The following is a 17,412-nucleotide window of genomic DNA, read 5'->3' as shown; positions in this document are numbered from 1 at the left end:
GCCCGCGCTTTCGCCGAGCAGGTTGAGCGGGGCGACCGGCATCGCACCCGGCCTCCCATCCAGCATATTCTGTGGGAGGCCGGGTGGGGGAGCGGGCCGGTGCCGCCGCGATTCAGCGCAGCTGAATCAACTAAAAATCCGCGTGCTGGGACACCCACAGGTTCCAGGCGCGGTCTACCTGCCCGTTGGTCGAGGCATCGCAGGCCGCGGCCTCGGCGGCACTCAGGTAGCGCGGCTCGCCCAGTTGGAGCGCCGCCATCTGCAGCTGGCAGTTGTACGCGGTATAGGCCGCGCGGAACACCGCCTGCGCCAATGTCGTGCCCACCGTAGTGAAGCCATGGCTGCGCATCAGCGCGACATTGGCCTCGCCCAGATGCCTGGCAAAGGCGCGCCCGAAATCGGCATTGCGGATCAGCAGATCGGTCCCATCCCCGGCCTCGTCCGCCAGATCGAAGGCAGGGCCGGTGCCGTGCAGGAAGCCGCAGGTATGCGCGACCGGCTGGACCGGCACATCGACCACGGTGAAGGGCAGGACGCTAGGCGCATGGCTGTGCGCCACCGCGCCGATATCGGGCCGCGCGCGATACAGTTCGGCATGGATGAAGCGTTCGAGAAACACGCGTGTGCCCGGTACGGAGACCGGCTCGCCGTCCAGATCATGTTCGATCACATCCTCGGGCATGACCTGACCCGGCGCCATGCTGCGCGACATCCAGAAACGGTCTGGGCGTTCGGCATGGCGCATGCTGACATGACCGAACGCATCGACCACACCTAACCCAAACAGGATGCGGCTTGCCCGCGCGATCTCCAGCCGGGGATCGCGCTCGCTCATGCGGAGACGAGCGACGCCAGCAATTCGCCGGTCATCGCATTGGCGCGCTCGGCCGATACGGAATCGAACGTCGCCCCGCCGATCCGGGCAAAGGCATGACCGACGCCACCATGCACGATAGCGGTCGCGCGGTCGCCGAGCGGTGCCAGCGCCGCCTGGATCGCCGCCTGCGCCTCGGGTGGGCACAGATGATCCTGCTCGGCGATGTGGAGCAGCAACTTGCCCTGGAGGTTCGATGCCTCGCCCATCACCGTGTGCAGATAGGTGCCATAATAGGCGATCCCCGCATCGACCTTGTTCCGCACCGCCATCAGATAGGCGACGCCACCGCCAAAACAGTAGCCCACCGCGGCGCTGCGCACGATACCCGAAACGCGCGACTTCGCGGCTGCCAGCGCATCGGCGGCATCGGTCACCGCCTGTTCGCGGTCCAGCCCCTTCATCAGCTCGACCGCCTGTGCGCGCCCGTCCTCGGTCGCCGGGTTCAGCTGGATGCCGGGCGACTGGCGCCAGTAGAGATCGGGCGCGACCGCGACATAGCCGGCATCGGCAAAACCGTCGGCGATCTCGCGGATGTTCGCATTCACCCCGAAAATCTCCTGCAGCACGACCACGGCCACGCCATTGGGACTGGCCGGCACGGCCAGATAGGCGGAGAAGGCGCCATCGGCGCCATCGGCGCCGCGCACTTCGATGTCTTCGCGGAGAGCGGTCATTTCAGAATTTCCCGGTAATGAAGTTGAGGTAGCGGCGGGCGATCAGGGATGGACGACGCTCATCCACACCCGCTCGTCGCGCGATGTCATCTTGGCGACCGCCGCATCCACATCGGCCAGCGGCGCGCGGTGGGTGATCAGGTCGTCGATCTCGAGCGAGCCGAGCCCCAGCAGGCGCAGCACTTCGCGGGCGTCGAGCCGCGAATGGTTGCGGGTCCCCGCCACCTTCCAGCATTTGCCGACCATCGCGCGCATCGGGAAGGCGAAGGGCTGCGGCCCGCCGCCCATGTTGACGAAGGTCCCGCCGGTGGCGAGACCGCTCACCGCCTGCCACATCGCCCCGCCTTCTGGCAGGTAATCGATGATCGCATCGACGCCGTCCGGCGCGACCTCCGTCATGCGGCGCGGCAGCGCGCCGGTCTCGGCCCAATTCTCGCCCATCGTGTCGGTCGAGACGATGTCGCACGGGATGGAGGTAAGTTTCGCGACTTCCTCCAGCCGTTCGGTCGATCGGCCGACCAACACCAGCCGGCTGACGCCGAAGAACTGCGCCAGCTTGATCGTCACCACGCCCATCGATCCGGTCGCGCCGAGGATGGCCAACACCCCGCCATGCGGCAGCTCGGCGACGCGCAGCGTGCGCACGGCATTGCCTGCATAATGGAGCTTGGCCCCGGCATCGAAGCCGACATTGTCGGGCAGCAGGTCGATCTGCCGCTCGGGCGCCACCGCATATTCGGCCATGAAGCCGTCATGATAATGCGGATATTCGGGGACGGTCGCGCCGAACGACACGAAGCCCATCATCGCCGAGCCCCAGCACATATGATCGCGATCGGTGCGGCAATGGCGGCATTCGCCACAGGTCAGCGTGGGATGGATGCGCACGCGGTCGCCCGGCTTCACCCGGCTGACATTGCGGCCCACCGCCTCGATCACGCCGGCGCCTTCATGCCCCAGCGTCATCGGCAGCGGCTTGAGCAGCCCGGCCTTTTGCAGGGTGAAGGTGCCATAGGTCAGCCCGGCGGACTTGATCCGTACCAGCACGTCGCCGTCGCCCACTTCCGGCACATCGACTTCGACCAGCCGGGGTTCGGGTTCGCCTTCGAAGCCGCGATAGGCCAGCATCTTGGTCATCACGCAGTCTCCAGCTTCGAGTCATAGGCGGCCAGCCAGGCCGCGGCATCGGGATCGGCCAATCGACTCGGCTCGCGCGCCGGGGGTACATTCTCCAGCGTCAGCAGCGAGACATGCTTGGACGGCCCATCGGTCAGGTTCGCATAGGAACAGCCGCGCGGGATGCAGGTGAAGTCGCCGGGGTTGAGCGTCACTACCCCGCGCTGCGACACGATCGTGCGCGTGCCCTCGGCCTGATATTGCAGTTCGTCGGCGCCAAGGCGGCGCTGGTAGCGGCGCTCGGTGGTGCGCTCCAGCAGCGTATGGCCGATCCACACCTTCGGCGCATGATACAGCCATTCGATCTCGCCCGCGGCCGCACGCGGCTCGAGGATCTCGAGCATGTCGGGGAAGGTCTTCGCCGCGCCCAGGATCAGGTCCTCATCGGCCATCGAATAGCCGACCGCGCCGTCCGGCCCGCCCAGATTGTTGGTGGTCACCTCGACCATCGGCTTGGCTTCCCAGCCCGGGAAGGGCGGCGACAGATAGGCGCCATGGCCGACCGGCTCGACACAGCGATCGGCCGGGCCGTGCAGGTAGAAGATCAGGTGGATATCGTCGCGGCAATAATTGTCGTGCGCGACGCCCACCGGGATGCGCGCGAACTGGCCGGTGCCGAACTCGATCGTACCGCATTCGGTGATCAGCGTGCGCCCGCCACAGATCTGGTAGCCGATCTCGTCGACATCGGCGTTGCGGTGATAAAAGGGCTGGCGCCCGTTCAGCGTCTGCCATTCGAGCCGCAGCGAGGATCCTTCGAACACGCCGCGCGGCCGGGCGAACTCGACTGGCTCGTACACCGTCGGAAAGCTGTAGACCGCCAACGGCTCGAGCTTGGGCGACAGGAAGCGCATCATCTGCTCGGGCGGCGGCTGGAGCAGCCGCGCCTCGTCGCGCTCGACCGTGCGCACCGGCCGGTCGAACGGCTCGCCACTGATGGTTTCGGTCACGATCTTCACGGCTCACTCTCCCTCGACCGACGCAGCGATTGGCTCCCGTTTCTAGAAGCCGCGTAATATTGCGTCAAGATTATCGTATAATCGGAAATATGCTAGATATTTGGCAGCTCGGCAGCACGCGGATCCTCGCTGAACTCCAGCGCCCGCGCAAAGGAAGGGCGTTCCGCAGCGCGCTCCAGCCAGCGGTTGACCGCGGGACGCGTCATCAATTCGGGCTTCAGGTTACGGATGCGCACCGCGAAGGGCAGCACCGCGATATCGGCAAGACTGAACGCATCGCCTGCCAGCCATTCGGTCTCGGCAAGCTGGGCTTCCAGCTTGTCGAGACAGGCGCCCATCCGCACGACCGCGGCTTCGATCTCCTCGTCGGAATAGCCGCCCTTGGCCATCTTGTTCCAGCGTTCGCGCCGCTCGGCAGTCGGCACCCGCGCCAGGATCGCCTGATCCTCCAGCGCCTTCGCCGCGCGGTGCCGCATATATTGCCAGGTCGGCGCAGCGATCGCCGGATAGGCGGCCTCGTCCGAGAAGCGCAGCCACAGCCGCATCCGCGCCCGCGCGACCGGATCGGCCGGGCTGAGCGTCGGACCCTCGAACGCCTCGTCGACATATTCGGCGATGATCGAGGATTCGATCACCGAACGCCCGTCATGGACCAGCGCCGGCACCACGCCATTGGGATTGATCGCGAGATAGGCGGGATCATGCTGCTCGAACTTCTGCAGGTCGAGCAATCGGCTCTCGAAGGCCACACCTTTCTCATAGAGGCTGAGACGCACCTTCTTCGAGCAGGTCGAGGCCATTCCGTGATACAGGGTGACGCTCGACATACACTCTCCACTCGCCGTTAAAACTGAGCATTATTCCGGTATATTCGGACTTATTGACATAAATTGCCGGTTGTGGGAAGCCTCGCACAAGCAATCGGCTCAAATTTTTGCAGTGGGCCGCATGATGGAGAGCAGCGGAATGGCAAGGCAAGACGGGCAGGAAGCGGCGGAACTCTTCGACGTGAAGGACTGGGTGCCGGGCGAGCCGCGGATCGAGCGTTCGATCACGCTGCAGTTCATCGGCGACTGGGGCACCGCCAATTTCCACCGCATCTGCTCATGGCTGTGCCAGGAATTCTGCGACCGCACGGGGCCGCGTTCGCGCGTCGGCATCTGGAACCCTGTCTATGGCGGTATCGACGCGATGCAGGCGGTGTTCGACGGCGAAGTCGACATGGCGATCATGACCCCGGCACAGGCGCTGCCCGCAGCACTGGAAGGCCGCGGCATCTTCGAAGGCAAGCCGATGCCGACGCTACGCGCGCTGGCCGTCCTGCCCCAGCGCGACCGGATGGTGTTCACCCTGCCCCGCGCGCTGGGCATCAATTCCTTCGCCGAACTGCGCGAACGCAAGCCTGCGCTGAAGATCGCGACCGGCGAGGATAATGGCGCGAACCTGATCGGCTATACCGCCCGCCGCTTCATGGAGGCCCATGGCATTGACGAAGCCACGCTGACCAGCTGGGGCGGCCGCTACATCGAATCCGCCCGTCCGGACCTGTGCATGCATCGCTTCCGCGACGGCGTGGCCGATGCCGCGCTGCAGGAAGCGATCATGACGCCGTGGTGGCGGGAAGCGGTGGAGAAGCGCGACGCGGTGCTGCTGCCCGCGGAAGACGAGGCGCTGGCGCGGCTGGAACAGGAGCAGGGCTGGCGCCGCACCGAGCTGGCCGCGGGCTTCTTCCCCGGCCAGCCTGACGCATTGCCCGCGCTCGACTTCTCCGACTTCGTGATCGTCGTGCGCGACGACATGCCCGAGGATGTGGCGCATCTGCTCACCTGGGCGCTGGTCGAGAAGCGCGCCACGATCGAGCGCAACTATCAGCACATCCCGCCCGATCGCAGCCCGCTATCCTATCCGCTCGATCCGGTCGCGATGTCGAAGCCCTCGCTGCCGCTCCACCCCGGCGCTCGCCGCTATTACGAGGAAGCCGGGATCATCGCGAAGGACTGAACCGAAAAGGGGGACGGCGCCGCGGCACCGCCCCCCTTTTCCGTGATCCCGAAGCCGCTCAGCTCCGCAGCAGGCCGATGCCCCAGCTGTTGAGCGTATATTCCTCGTGCGGCCATTCGCCGACCGGACGATCCGGCGCAACATGCTCCAGCTCGGCCGAAATCTCGAGCCAGTTGCCGTCGGGATCGTGGATGAACACGAACAGATTGTCGCCCGGACCATGCCGCCCCGGCCCCCATTTCAGCGGGATGCGCAGCTTGGCGAAATGATCCGCCCAGTCGCGGATCAGGTTCCAGTCGACCGCTTCATAGCAGTGATGATCGAGCCTGTTCTCCTTCGCGGCGAACACCGCGAGGCTGTGATGCTCGTGGCTGCACCGCACGAAACCGGTCTTGAGCACGCCTTCCCCATCCACCACCACATCGCTGAGCGCGAAGCCGATTACGTCGATGAAGAAGCCCAGCAGCCGATCGATATCGGTGGTGGCGAAAACGACATGCTGGATCCGCGCCGCGCGGTCTGCGGTGCCTTCGAACACCCGCGCGGCACCGCCGCTCGCGATCCCGAAGCGGAAACGGTTCCCGTCCGGATCGGCAAATGCCACCGCGCCGGGTTCGAAACCATCCGTATCGATCCGTTCGAACGCAGTGCCCGCCGCAATCAGCCGGGCCTCCAGCGCATCGAGGTCGCCAGCATCGGGAACGGCATAGGCCGCATAGGCCAGCGTCTTCGAAGGTCCCGCTGCGATGCTGACCCGCCGGTCCCTCGCCACCCCCAGCATCTTCCCGTCGAACGCATAGCCCAGCGCACTGGTGTAGAACGCCGCGAGCCGCTCGGGCTGCTCCGAATGAAGGCCGAGCTCATACAGTGTCGCGCGCAGGGGATGGTCGATCGTCGCCATGTTCATCATCCGGCGGTGAGGGCGGGTTCGGCTTTCGGTGCCGCCTCCGCAGGTTGCGTGATGGCCGGGACGGCGCCCGTCCCTTCCCAGGTGCGCGTCAGCAACGCCTCGAGGCTGGGCCGGATCTGGGCCGCTTCGTCGGGCGCGAAGCGCGCCATCACATAGCGATCGGGGCGCACCAGCAGCAGCTTGCCGGCATGCTCGGCCAGATCGGGCGCATCGGTGCTGGCCAGCGAGACCCGCCGCGCGATCAGCCCATCCCAGTCATGGCCGACCGAAATCATCTCGACCGTGCCGGGATCCAGATCGACGCCGATCAGCGCAAAGCCGTCACCCAGCACGCTATCCAGCTTCGCCCCGCCATATTGCGCGCCCAGCGTCGGCTGGGGCAGCATCCGCCCGACAATACCGCGCCGCGTGAGCTGGCTTTCGAGCAGGAAACCGCCATCGAAGCGCGGTGCCGGCTTGTACTTCATCTCGGCGAACCAGGTCCGCGCCGCCGGCCAGATCCCCAGCGCGCGGAAGCTCGCGCGGATCGCCAGCCCGTGCAGCGCGGTGCGCGGCCCGAAGATCGCGCCCATCCGCAACGCCAGCCGGATCATGTCGGCGACATGCCCGCGGCGCTCGCGCTCATAGCTTTCCAGCAAGCGCGGGCCGAGCTTGCCCGAGACGATCGCGGCCAGTTTCCAGCCCAGATTGGCCGCGTCGCGAATGCCGCCATTCATGCCCTGCCCGGCGAACGGCGGCATCAGATGCGCGGCGTCGCCCGCCAGCCACACGCGGCCGCGGCCCCAGTGATCGGCGATGCGGGCATGAAAATGATAGACGGTCTTGCGGATGATCCGTGCGCCGGGAACCCCGTCATGCGTTTCCAGCAGATGCGCGACCTTGTCGTCCGCCAGCATCGTCGCATCGGTCTCGCCCGGCATGAGCTTGAACTCGTAACGGCGAGTGCGGCGCGGCCCGGGCAGCATGATGCCGGGGCGCTTGGGATCGCAATAGACGATGGTCTCCGGCGACTCCGAAGGCGACTCTTCCAGATCGATGATCAACCAGCGCTCGGCCAGGCTGTCGCCCGCCAGCGTATAGCCCATCGCCTCGCGCGTCGGGCTCCACGAACCGTCGCAACCGATCAGGAAATCGGCGGTCACGCTGTCGGCACCGCCATTCACATAGCGAAGGTCGAGGCGCACGCCGTCGCCCAACTCGACAAAGCCTTCCGCCTTGCATTCGAATCGCGTCTCGACATGGTCGAACCGCCGAACGCCGTCGCGCAGCTGCGCCTCCAGGATCGGCTGGCGGAATGCGTTGCGGCGCGGATGGCCATAGGGTTCGGCCTGCGGCTTCACCTTCAGGAACAGGCTGCCGTCCGGTCCGAAATATTCCGAGCCATAGCCCGAGACGATCTCGGAGCGGACCGTGTCGAGCAGCCCGATCTCCTGCATCACCCGCAGCGATTCATCGTCGATCGAAACCGCGCGCGGCTCGCCCACAGTCGCCGGATTGGTCTCGACCAGCAGCGTGCGGACGCCGGCCTTGCCGAGCAGGTTCGCGAGAACCAGCCCGGTCGGCCCGGCCCCGACAATCGCCACCGAATAGTGATTGGTCATCGCTCGCGTCCGCGGCTCAGGGGCGCCGGGCGATCGAATTGACGAGCGTGCCGATCCCGTCGATCTCGATCTCGACCCGGTCGCCTTCCTTCATGAAGACCTGCGGATCGCGCTTGTTGCCGACGCCGCCGGGCGTGCCGGAAACGATCACGTCGCCGGGGCTGAGCGGGGTAAAGGTCGAGACATATTCGATCAGCCGGTCGACCGGGAAGATCATGTCGGACAGCAGTGCATCCTGCATCACCTGCCCGTTCAGCCGGGTCTGCAGCCGCTGCGGACCGATCGCGCCGAACTCGTCGGGCGTGACCATCCACGGACCGAACGCACCGGTCTCCGGCCAGTTCTTGCCCGGGGTGAACTGGATCGTGTGCGCCTGCCAGTCGCGGATCGATCCGTCGTTATAGCAGCTATATCCGGCGACATGATCCAGCGCCTGCGCCGCCGGGATGCGACGCCCGCCGCGCCCGATGACCACCGCCATCTCGCCTTCATAATCGAGCCGGTCGCTTTCGGGCGGCAGCACGATCGCGCTCAGATGGCCGGTCTGGCTATCGGCGAAGCGGGTGAAGATGGTCGGATTTTCGACCACCGCGCGGCCGGTTTCCTTGCGATGATTCTCATAATTCAGGCCGACGCAGATGATCTTGTTCGGCGCCGGGATCAGCGGAAGCCACACGGCATCGGCAAGCGGTACGCGGCGTGCGTCCGCAGGCACCGTCAGCCCGGCGAGTCCCCCGGCCGCGATCGCATCCATCAGGCTGGGCCAGCGATCGATCAGCGCGATCTCCGCGCCATCGACCACGCCCCATTTGGCCACCCCGTCCAGCTCTATCGTTGCGAAGCGCATGTTGAACCTTATTTCCGTTATTTCGGAATAATGCTCTAAAAGGCGCAAACGGCTTTGACAAGCCCGGATATGAAAACGGGGGCCGAAGCCCCCGCACACACATCATGTTTTGGGTAACGCGGCCCTCTCAGCCCGATTCACGAAGGGCCGCGCTAACGCGCTGCCCCGCCTCCACAACCTGCTCCTGCACCTCGCGCGAAACTTCGCCGCCATCGAACGAGCTTTCGGACAGCACCAGTCCGATGCTCCCGATCACTTCGCCTTCCCCCGCGAAGACCGGCGCCGAGAGGCCGACGCGGCCCTCGTCCAGCTCACCATGGGTGATGCACAAGCTGGTGCGGCGAATCGCACGCAGCGGCTGGCGGAACTCGGCCCAGGTCGGGTTGGTCCCACGCGTATGCGTCTGGTCGTAATAACGGCGCAGCACGCGCGGCGGCAGGTGCGCCAGGATTACCTTCGACGCCGCACCGCGCTCCAGCGGCATCGGCCGTCCGCGCTCATAGCTCACCACCTGCCGCGGCGCCGCGGGCGCGCGCTGGTCGATGCACATCACGGTTAGCTTGTAGAGGCGGCACAGCAGGACGACATCGTCATCCCCGGCCAGCGACGCGGCCAGCCGATTCATCTCCTCGCGCCCGGCCAGAATCAGCGGATCGCGCAGCCGCGTCTGCCGGTCCAACTCGATGATTGCCGGGCCGACGACGTAGAGGCCGGTCTTGTAGGTCGACAGCAGCCCGCCATCGACCAGGCTGCGAAAATATTGATAGGCGGTGCTCTGCGAAAGGCCGAGTTCGCGCGCCGCAGCTTCCACCGTCCATTCGGATTGCTCTCCTGCGAAGAGCCGCAACACGCCGAGCGCGCGATCTACCGTTGCCAAGTCCGCTCCTGTCGTTTTTCCGGCATTGTCGTACTCAGATACAATCATGCTGACCAGCCGCGGCGCGGTCAAACCCCTCCCGCCGGCCATTTTACGCCTACGCAACGCACATGGATGTGCCGTGCAAGCACCTCCCCAGGAGCCTGCACGGCAAGCCGCATCTATCTAAAAATGCAGCGGACTGCAAAATAAATTGCACAAAATTCCGGCTATGTTGTAACTTGACACCAATTCTCGGCGAATCCAAAGATCGGATCGCGACGGGAAGAATCGCTTTCACGGTTGGGAAGGGTGCCATGTTTGACGTCGTGCAGATCGGCTATGGGCCAGTGAGCCAGACGCTCGCGCTCATGTTGGGAAGACAGGGGCGCTCCGTCCTTGTCTGCGAGCGCTGGCAGACGCGATACCCGCTGCCGCGCGCGGTCTGCATCGATCACGAACTGTATCGCGTGCTCGCCGCCAACGGGATGGGTCCTGTCCTGCCGGGCATCACCGAGCGCGGGCCGCTCTATCAATGGTTCAATGCCGATTGGCAGAAGCTGCTCGAAATCGACTGGTCCTCGGACTCGATCTCGGGCGGGCCGGAAGTCAATTTCGTCCACCAGCCGACGGTCGAGGAAGCGCTCGACAAGGCCGTCGCCGGACAGGCGAGCGTTGAGACCTGGCTCGGCTGGGAAGCGGTCGCGGTGCATCAGGATGCCGGCAAGGCCAGCGTCGAGCTGCGCAACACCGAGACCGGCGAGACCCGCACGGTCGAGAGCCGCTATGTCGTCGGTTGCGACGGCGCCAATTCGCTGGTGCGCGAGACGATCGGCGGCACGCGCGAGGATCGCGGGTTCGAGGCCGACTGGCTGGTGATCGACGTGCTGCTGAAGCCCGGCGTCACGATCCAGTCGCTCGGCATTCCGGCGGCCGGGCAATATTGCAACCCGGCCCGCCCGACCACGATCGTTCCCGCGGGCGTGCGCGAAGGCCGCACCTTCCGCCGCTGGGAATTCATGCGCCTGCCCGGCGAGTCGATCGAATCGCTCGAGCGCGAGGAAAAGGTGTGGGAGCTGATCTCACCCTGGGCCGGTCCGGACGATATCGAGCTGGTCCGCCACAAGGTCTATAATTTCCGCTCGCTGCTCGCGGCGAAGTGGCGCGACGGCCGCCTGCTCGTCGCGGGCGATGCGGCCCATGTCATGCCGCCCTTCATGGGCCAAGGCATGTGCGCGGGGATGCGCGACGCGTGGAACCTCGCCTGGAAACTGGGCCTGATCCTCGACGGCCGCGCCGACGATCGGTTGCTCGACAGCTATCAGCCCGAGCGTATGCCGCATGTCAGCCAGATCATCGACATGTCGATCTTCCTCGGAAAGATCATCTGCGTCCCTGATGCCGAGGCTGCCGCTGCGCGCGACGAAGCGTTCCTTACCGGCAATGTCGAGCCGATGCCTCCCTTCCCGGCGCTGACCGGCGGGCTGATCCATCATGGCGCGGACGGCGCGGTTTCGCCGGGCGCCGGCCTTCTTTCGCCACATGTCACGGTCGAGGCTCCGGGCTTCACCGGCCGCCTCGACGAACTGACCGGCACTGGCTTCGTGGCTATAGCCCGCGATTTCGACGGCCGCGCGGCGCTCAGCGACGCGACCCGCGAAGCGATGGATGCGCTGGGCGTCCGCTTCCTCGTGCTGGGCGAGAGCCTGCGCGATTGCGACGGACGGATCGAGGATTTCCTGACCGCAAATGGCTGGAACGCGATGATCGTCCGGCCCGATTACTATGTCTATGGCGGCGCGGCGGATGCCCCTGCCCTCGAGCGACTGGCCGCAGCGATGGCGCGCGACCTTGCCGGGGCCGGGGTCCGGCTGTCGCCCGCCAATCCGCAAGAGGTGGCTGCAGCATGAAATTCGTCCGCTACGAACTCGACGGCCCGCGCATCGGCGCGGTCAAAGGTGACGGCATCGTCGATCTGGTCGCGGCGGGCAGCCGCTGGACGACGATCCGCGAGATCGCAGGTGCGGGCCGCGCAGCACTGGACGAGCTGGCGGCTCTGGTCGCCAATGCTGAACCCGCGCTGGCACTGGCCGACGCCCGCCTGCTCGCGCCGATCGAGCGTCCGGGCAAGTTCATGGCCATCGGCATGAACTATGCGAAGCATCTGGAGGAGGCCGACAAGCTCGGCGTCGCCCGCTCGAAATACCAGACCTGGTTCAACAAACAGACCAGCTGCGTCGCCGGCCCCTATGACGATATCGAGCCCGGCGTGACCGAGAAGCTCGATTATGAGGTCGAGCTGGCCGCGGTGATCGGCGCCCCCGCCAAGTCCGTCGGCGAAGGCGAGGCGCTCACTTATGTGTTCGGCTACACTGTCGCCAACGACGTGTCGGCACGCGACTGGCAGTTCCACACGCCGACCTTCACCATAGGCAAGTCGTTCGACACCCATGGCCCGATCGGCCCGTGGATCGTCACCGCCGACGAGGTGCCCGATCCGCAGGCGCTTGGCCTGCGCTGTTGGGTCAATGGCGAGCTCCGCCAGGACAGCAACACCGGCTTCATGATCCACACGCTCGCACAACAGATCGCCTATCTCTCGACCGCCTTCACGCTCGAGACCGGCGACCTGATCGCCACCGGCACGCCGGAGGGCGTCGGCATCGGCCGCGAGCCGCAGGTCTTCCTGCAGCCGGGCGATGTGGTGCGATGCGAAGTCGATGGCGTGGGCGCGATCCAGAACCGGGTCGCTGGCTAAGGGAGACGAACCATGGCGGTATTGGGCCTGTTATCGGTGACCCTCGAAGTCCCGGCACTCGATCCGGGGGTGAAGTTCTACACCGACGCCGGGATGACGGCGGAGATCGACGGCAGCACCGCGCAGCTTCGTTGCGCGGACCAGAATCGGCCATCGATCACCCTGCTCGGCGGCCATGATCGCAAGCGGCTCCACCACGTGGCCCTGCGTGCCGAGGACCTTGCCGGCATCGCCGAGAATGTGCCGGGCGCGGGCGGCAAGGTCGTGACCGCGCCCGACGGGTTCGACGCGAACGGCCTGTGGGTCGAGGACCCGCACGGCACGCTCTATCATCTGGTCGAGCATCCCGCCGATGCTGCGCAGAAAGCGGGCGTTCCGTTTGAGATCAACGCGCCGGGCCGCATCGTCCGTACCCGCCGCTCCGCGATCCTGCCGGGTGCGTCCTATCCCCCGGCAAGGCCGCTACGGCTCGGCCACGCCCTGCTCTTCTCGCCCGACGTCCCCGCCAGCGTCGCCTTCGTGACCGAAGGACTGGGCATGGGCCTTGCCGACAAGTCGCAGGACATCATCGCCTTTTGCTGCGCAACAAAGAACAGCGACCATCACGTGCTGGCCTTCGCCAAATCGCCCGGCATCGGCTTCCACCATGCGAGCTTTCAGGTTTCCGATCCGGACGAGGTCGGCCGCGGCGGCCGCGCCTTGCTGGCCAAGAGCGAACGCGGCGACTGGGGCCTCGGCCGCCACACCATCGGCTCGAACTTCTTCCACTATATCCAGGACCCCTGGGGATCGTGGTTCGAATATTATTCGGACATGGATTTCATCGACGATTACGCCCTGTGGTCACCGACCAATTACGAGCTGAGCGACAGCCTCGCCAGCTGGGGTCCCGAAGTGCCCCATGATTTCGTCCATAATTACGAAGCCGATGCGCAGGCCGCGTTCGGCAGCGCGCCTGCGCACGCCTGAAAGAGCAGAACATGGCTGAATGGATCAAGCGCGGCACGGCGGCAGCGGTGCGCGCCGAGGCGGACCGCAAGGTGCGCGATACGGTCGAGACCATCCTCGCCGACATCGAGGCGCGCGGCGACGCGGCGGTGCGCGAGCTCTCGGTCAAGTTCGATGGTTGGGACCGCGACGATTACCGGCTGTCGGACCGCGAGATCCAGAACTGCATCGATCAGCTGACCGGGCAGGACCTGAAGGATATCGAGTTCGCCCAGACTCAGGTCCGCCGCTTCGCGCAGGTCCAGCGCGACAGCATGAAAGACGTAGAGGTCGAGACGCTGCCCGGCGTGATCCTCGGCCACAAGAACATCCCGGTGAATGCCGCAGGCTGCTACGTTCCGGGCGGCAAATATCCGCTGCTCGCCTCGGCGCATATGAGCGTCATCACCGCGAAGGTCGCAGGCGTCCCACGCGTCGTCACTTGCGCCCCTCCCTTTGGCGGCAAGCCCGCCCCCGCCATTGTCGCGGCACAGGCGATGGCGGGCGCGGACGCCATCTATGTGCTGGGTGGCATTCAGGCGATCGGCACGATGGCGCTGGGGACGCAGAGCATCGATCCCGTCGATATGCTCGTCGGCCCGGGCAACGCCTTCGTGGCCGAGGCCAAGCGCCAGCTGTTCGGCCGGGTCGGCATCGATCTGTTCGCGGGACCCACCGAAACCTTGGTGATCGCCGACGATATCGGTGCGGATGCCGAACTGTGCGCCACCGACCTGCTGGGGCAAGCCGAACATGGGCCGGACAGTCCCGCGATCCTGCTCACCACATCGATGGCGCTAGCGCACGAGACGATCCGCGAAGTCGAGCGGCTGCTGGAGATCCTCCCCACCGCCGATCATGCGCGCCGCGCGTGGGAGAGTTTCGGCGAAGTGATCGTCGCCGAGGATGACGCCGAAATGCTGCGCATCGCCGACGACATCGCCTCGGAGCATGTGCAGGTGATGACCCGCGATCCCGACTGGTTCCTGCATCGGATGACCAACTACGGCGCACTGTTCCTCGGCGCCCGCACCAACGTCTCGTATGGCGACAAGGTGATCGGCACCAACCACACGCTGCCGACGCGCAAGGCCGCGCGCTACACCGGCGGGCTGTGGGTCGGGAAATTCCTCAAGACCTGCACCTATCAGCGCGTGCTGACCGATCCGGCCTCGGCGATGGTCGGCGAATATTGCAGCCGGTTGTGCGCACTCGAGGGCTTTGCCGGGCATGGCGAGCAGGCGAATATCCGAGTGCGTCGATATGGCGGCCGCGAAGTGCCCTATGCCGGACGCGCCGAACCGGTCGAGGCATGACGCTACCGGTCACCCCAAGCTTCCGCCTCGACGGCCGCCGCGCACTGGTGACCGGCGCAGGTCGAGGGATTGGGCTGGCCTTAGCCGCGGCACTGGCGGAAGCAGGCGCGAGCGTAACGCTGGCAGCGCGCACACTCAACGAAGTGGAAGCCGGTGCCGAGGCGATCCGCGCAGCGGGCGGCAAGGCCGATGCTGCGATGCTCGATGTGGCCGACACACAAGCGGTCACAGACTTCTTCGCCAGCCGCCCCGCCTTCCATGTCCTGATCAACAATGCCGGCACCAATCGGCCCATGCCGATGCAGGACGTCACCGAAGCCGATTACGATGCGGTGCTCGATCTCAACCTGCGCGCGACCTTCTTCGTCACCCAGGCCGCTGTCCGCCGCATGCTGGCCGAGGGCGTGTCCGGCTCGCTGATCCATGTCGGATCGCAGATGGGCCATGTCGGCGGTCCGAACCGCTCACTCTATTGCGCTTCGAAATGGGGGCTGGAGGGGATGAGCAAGGCGCTCGCGCTCGATCTTGCTGCGCACAATATCCGCAGCAACACGATCGCGCCGACCTTCATCGAAACTCCGCTGACCCGGCCCTATTTCGAGGACGCAGCCTTCAAGGCCAGCGTGCTGGAGAAGATCAAGCTGGGGCGGATCGGCCGGGTCGAGGACCTGATGGGCGCGGCATTGTTCCTCGCATCGGACGCGTCGGCGCTGGTGACCGGCACGAGCCTGATCGTCGATGGGGGATGGACTGCGGAATGACACGCGAACGGGATCATGATGTCGTCATCGTCGGCGCGGGGCCGAGCGGGCTGGCGCTGGCGCTCGAACTCGGCATGCGCGGGATCGATTGCCTGCTGATCGAACGCAACCACCGGGTCGGCTATGCTCCACGCGCCAAGACCACCAATGTCCGCACGCGCACCCATTTGCGGCGCTGGGGCATCGCGGACCGGCTGGCCGAACTTTCGCCGTTCGGGGTCGATTATCCCTCCGACATCGCCTTCGTCACGCGCTTGGGCGGGCAGCTGCTTGCGCGGATCGCCAACGCGTCGAACTGCGCACCAGCGCGCGACGATCGCTACCCCGAACATGCCCAGTGGATCCCGCAGTACAAGCTGGAACAGGTGATGCGCGAAGCGGCCGACCGACTGCCCAGCGTCACCCTGCGCTTCAGCACCGAGTTCATCGGCGCGACGCAGGACGAGGACGGCGCCGAGGTGCGGATTAGCGACCTCGCGACCAGCGCGGAGCGCAGCGTGCGTTGCGCTTATGCGGTCGGCGCCGATGGCTCGCGCAGCGCCATGCGCGGCCTGATCGGCGCGAAGATGACCGGCAAGCATGGCCTGTCGCGCAACTATAATGTCGTGTTCCGCGCACCCGGTTTGGCGCAGGCACATGGCCATGGCCGCGCGACGATGTACTGGCAGCTCGATCCCGTCGCCCCCAGCCTGATCGGCCCGATGGACTCTGGCGATATCTGGTTCTTCATGCCCACCCGCCTGCCCGATGGCGTGCAGGTGACGATGGAAAACGCGGCGGACCTGATCCGCAGATCGACCGGGATCGACATTCCGCTCGAGATCCTCAGCACCGACGAATGGGTCGCCAGCAGCCTGATCGCCGACCGCTATCGCGACGGCCGCCTGTTCCTGATCGGCGATGCCTGCCACCTCCATCCGCCCTTTGGCGGCTATGGCATGAATATGGGCGTCGCGGATGGCGCCGATCTGGGCTGGAAGCTGGCGGGGCTGCTGCAGGGCTGGGGCGGCCCCGCCCTGCTCGACAGTTACGAAGCCGAACGGCGCACGATCCATGAGGAGGTGATCGCCGAGGCCGCGGCCAACCATGCGGTGCTTTCGAACGATCTCTGGTCCGAAGGCCTCGACGCGCCGGGAGCGGAGGGCGATGCGTTGCGTGCGCGAGCCGGGGAGCGGATCGTCGTGCTGAAGTCGCGTGAGTTCCATACGCTCGGCACCGTGCTGGGCGGTTGCTATCGCAGCTCGCCGATCCTCCCGCCGGACACGACAGGTACGGCACGCGGCGAGGATTCTGCCTACCAGCCCTCCAGCGCGCCGGGTTGCCTCGCTCCCCATGTCTGGCTCGATGAGACCCGCTCACTGTACGACGCATTCGGCACCGGCTTCGCGCTGGTCTGTGGACCCGGCGGTGCCGAAGACGTGATCGCCGCCGCCACGATGGACGCCGCAGCCATGGGTATTCCCATCGTTTGCGTCCAGCTCACCGCCGATCAGGCCGCCCACTATCCGGCAGCCATCACCCTCGTCCGGCCCGATCAGTATGTCGCGTGGCGTGGCGAGATATGGGACGCGTCGGTGCTACGCCACGCCGCCGGACTCCCCGCCGCCTGATCCTTCCCGGCAGCATCGCCGCCGAGTCGCAACCTTTCGAAAAATCGCTTCGCGTTCGCATCCGGACGCGGGTTTCCGT

At 66.1% G+C, this 17,412-nt stretch carries 16 protein-coding genes; 7 read left to right on the top strand and 9 right to left on the bottom strand.

Translation table 11 applies throughout. From position 1 onward, the window contains the following. Nucleotides 1-130: 130 nt before the first annotated feature. The 5 genes from P1X14_RS14515 to P1X14_RS14495 form a co-directional block, all read right to left on the bottom strand. Complete coding sequence (locus P1X14_RS14515) at nt 131-835, bottom strand: class II aldolase/adducin family protein (protein ID WP_277316099.1); 705 nt, start codon at nt 833-835, stop codon at nt 131-133. Continuing rightward, a complete protein-coding gene (locus P1X14_RS14510) occupies nt 832-1,551 on the bottom strand; it encodes a dienelactone hydrolase family protein (RefSeq protein WP_277316098.1) in 720 nt (239 codons plus the stop codon). The genes P1X14_RS14515 and P1X14_RS14510 overlap by 4 nt, the downstream gene beginning before the upstream one ends. A gap of 42 nt (nt 1,552-1,593) precedes the next feature. Next, nucleotides 1,594-2,688, bottom strand: coding sequence for an alcohol dehydrogenase catalytic domain-containing protein (locus P1X14_RS14505; protein WP_277316097.1), 1,095 nt, complete (start codon nt 2,686-2,688; stop codon nt 1,594-1,596). Next, nucleotides 2,688-3,686, bottom strand: a complete 999-nt coding sequence (locus P1X14_RS14500) for a hypothetical protein (RefSeq protein ID WP_277316096.1) — start codon at nt 3,684-3,686, stop codon at nt 2,688-2,690. Before P1X14_RS14500 ends, P1X14_RS14505 begins: the two co-directional genes overlap by 1 nt. Nucleotides 3,687-3,778: 92 nt before the next feature. Continuing rightward, nucleotides 3,779-4,513 carry a glutathione S-transferase family protein gene (locus P1X14_RS14495; protein ID WP_277316095.1) on the bottom strand — a complete coding sequence of 245 codons (735 nt, stop codon included), beginning with the start codon at nt 4,511-4,513 and terminating at the stop codon, nt 3,779-3,781. 139 nt (nt 4,514-4,652) lie between these two features. Between P1X14_RS14495 and P1X14_RS14490 the strand changes: the two genes are divergently transcribed. Continuing rightward, a complete protein-coding gene (locus tag P1X14_RS14490) occupies nt 4,653-5,687 on the top strand; it encodes a TAXI family TRAP transporter solute-binding subunit (RefSeq protein ID WP_277316094.1) in 1,035 nt (344 codons plus the stop codon). A 58-nt stretch (nt 5,688-5,745) separates the two neighbouring features. Here P1X14_RS14490 and P1X14_RS14485 read toward each other — a convergent pair whose 3' ends face one another. The 4 genes from P1X14_RS14485 to P1X14_RS14470 all read right to left on the bottom strand — a co-directional run bounded on the left by P1X14_RS14485 (nt 5,746) and on the right by P1X14_RS14470 (nt 9,922). Then, on the bottom strand, nt 5,746-6,588 hold the full coding sequence (locus tag P1X14_RS14485; RefSeq protein ID WP_277316093.1) for a VOC family protein: 843 nt from the start codon (nt 6,586-6,588) through the stop codon (nt 5,746-5,748). Nucleotides 6,589-6,593: 5 nt separating this feature from the next. Further along, nucleotides 6,594-8,198: a bifunctional 3-(3-hydroxy-phenyl)propionate/3-hydroxycinnamic acid hydroxylase gene (locus P1X14_RS14480; RefSeq protein WP_277316092.1), complete on the bottom strand. Its 1,605-nt coding sequence runs from the start codon at nt 8,196-8,198 to the stop codon at nt 6,594-6,596. A 16-nt stretch (nt 8,199-8,214) separates the two neighbouring features. Further along, nucleotides 8,215-9,045 carry a fumarylacetoacetate hydrolase family protein gene (locus P1X14_RS14475; protein ID WP_277316091.1) on the bottom strand — a complete coding sequence of 277 codons (831 nt, stop codon included), beginning with the start codon at nt 9,043-9,045 and terminating at the stop codon, nt 8,215-8,217. Nucleotides 9,046-9,172: 127 nt separating this feature from the next. Next, complete coding sequence (locus P1X14_RS14470; protein WP_277316090.1) at nt 9,173-9,922, bottom strand: IclR family transcriptional regulator C-terminal domain-containing protein; 750 nt, start codon at nt 9,920-9,922, stop codon at nt 9,173-9,175. Nucleotides 9,923-10,218: 296 nt separating this feature from the next. Here P1X14_RS14470 and P1X14_RS14465 point away from each other — a divergent pair, with 296 nt between their 5' ends. Genes P1X14_RS14465 through P1X14_RS14440 form a run of 6 tightly spaced genes read left to right on the top strand, consistent with a single transcriptional unit; the run spans nt 10,219 to nt 17,333 of the window. Beyond that, complete coding sequence (locus P1X14_RS14465) at nt 10,219-11,811, top strand: bifunctional 3-(3-hydroxy-phenyl)propionate/3-hydroxycinnamic acid hydroxylase (RefSeq protein WP_277316089.1); 1,593 nt, start codon at nt 10,219-10,221, stop codon at nt 11,809-11,811. Continuing rightward, entirely contained in the window at nt 11,808-12,659 is an 852-nt protein-coding gene (locus tag P1X14_RS14460; protein ID WP_277316088.1) for a fumarylacetoacetate hydrolase family protein, read from the top strand. The genes P1X14_RS14465 and P1X14_RS14460 overlap by 4 nt, the downstream gene beginning before the upstream one ends. A 12-nt stretch (nt 12,660-12,671) precedes the next feature. Then, entirely contained in the window at nt 12,672-13,628 is a 957-nt protein-coding gene (locus tag P1X14_RS14455) for a VOC family protein (RefSeq protein ID WP_277316087.1), read from the top strand. An 11-nt stretch (nt 13,629-13,639) separates the two neighbouring features. Further along, entirely contained in the window at nt 13,640-14,962 is a 1,323-nt protein-coding gene (hisD, locus tag P1X14_RS14450; RefSeq protein ID WP_277316086.1) for a histidinol dehydrogenase, read from the top strand. Further along, nucleotides 14,959-15,723 (top strand): SDR family oxidoreductase, encoded by a 765-nt coding sequence (locus tag P1X14_RS14445; protein ID WP_277316085.1) that lies wholly within the window; start codon nt 14,959-14,961, stop codon nt 15,721-15,723. Before hisD ends, P1X14_RS14445 begins: the two co-directional genes overlap by 4 nt. Further along, entirely contained in the window at nt 15,720-17,333 is a 1,614-nt protein-coding gene (locus P1X14_RS14440) for an FAD-dependent monooxygenase (RefSeq protein WP_277316084.1), read from the top strand. Before P1X14_RS14445 ends, P1X14_RS14440 begins: the two co-directional genes overlap by 4 nt. Nucleotides 17,334-17,412: the final 79 nt, after the last annotated feature.

Source organism: Sphingomonas sp. AOB5, assembly GCF_029433115.1.
In the GTDB taxonomy this organism is placed as follows: Bacteria; Pseudomonadota; Alphaproteobacteria; order Sphingomonadales; family Sphingomonadaceae; genus Sphingomonas.
Note: the sequence above shows the minus strand (reverse complement) of the source record. Positions and strands in the feature narration are given on the sequence as shown.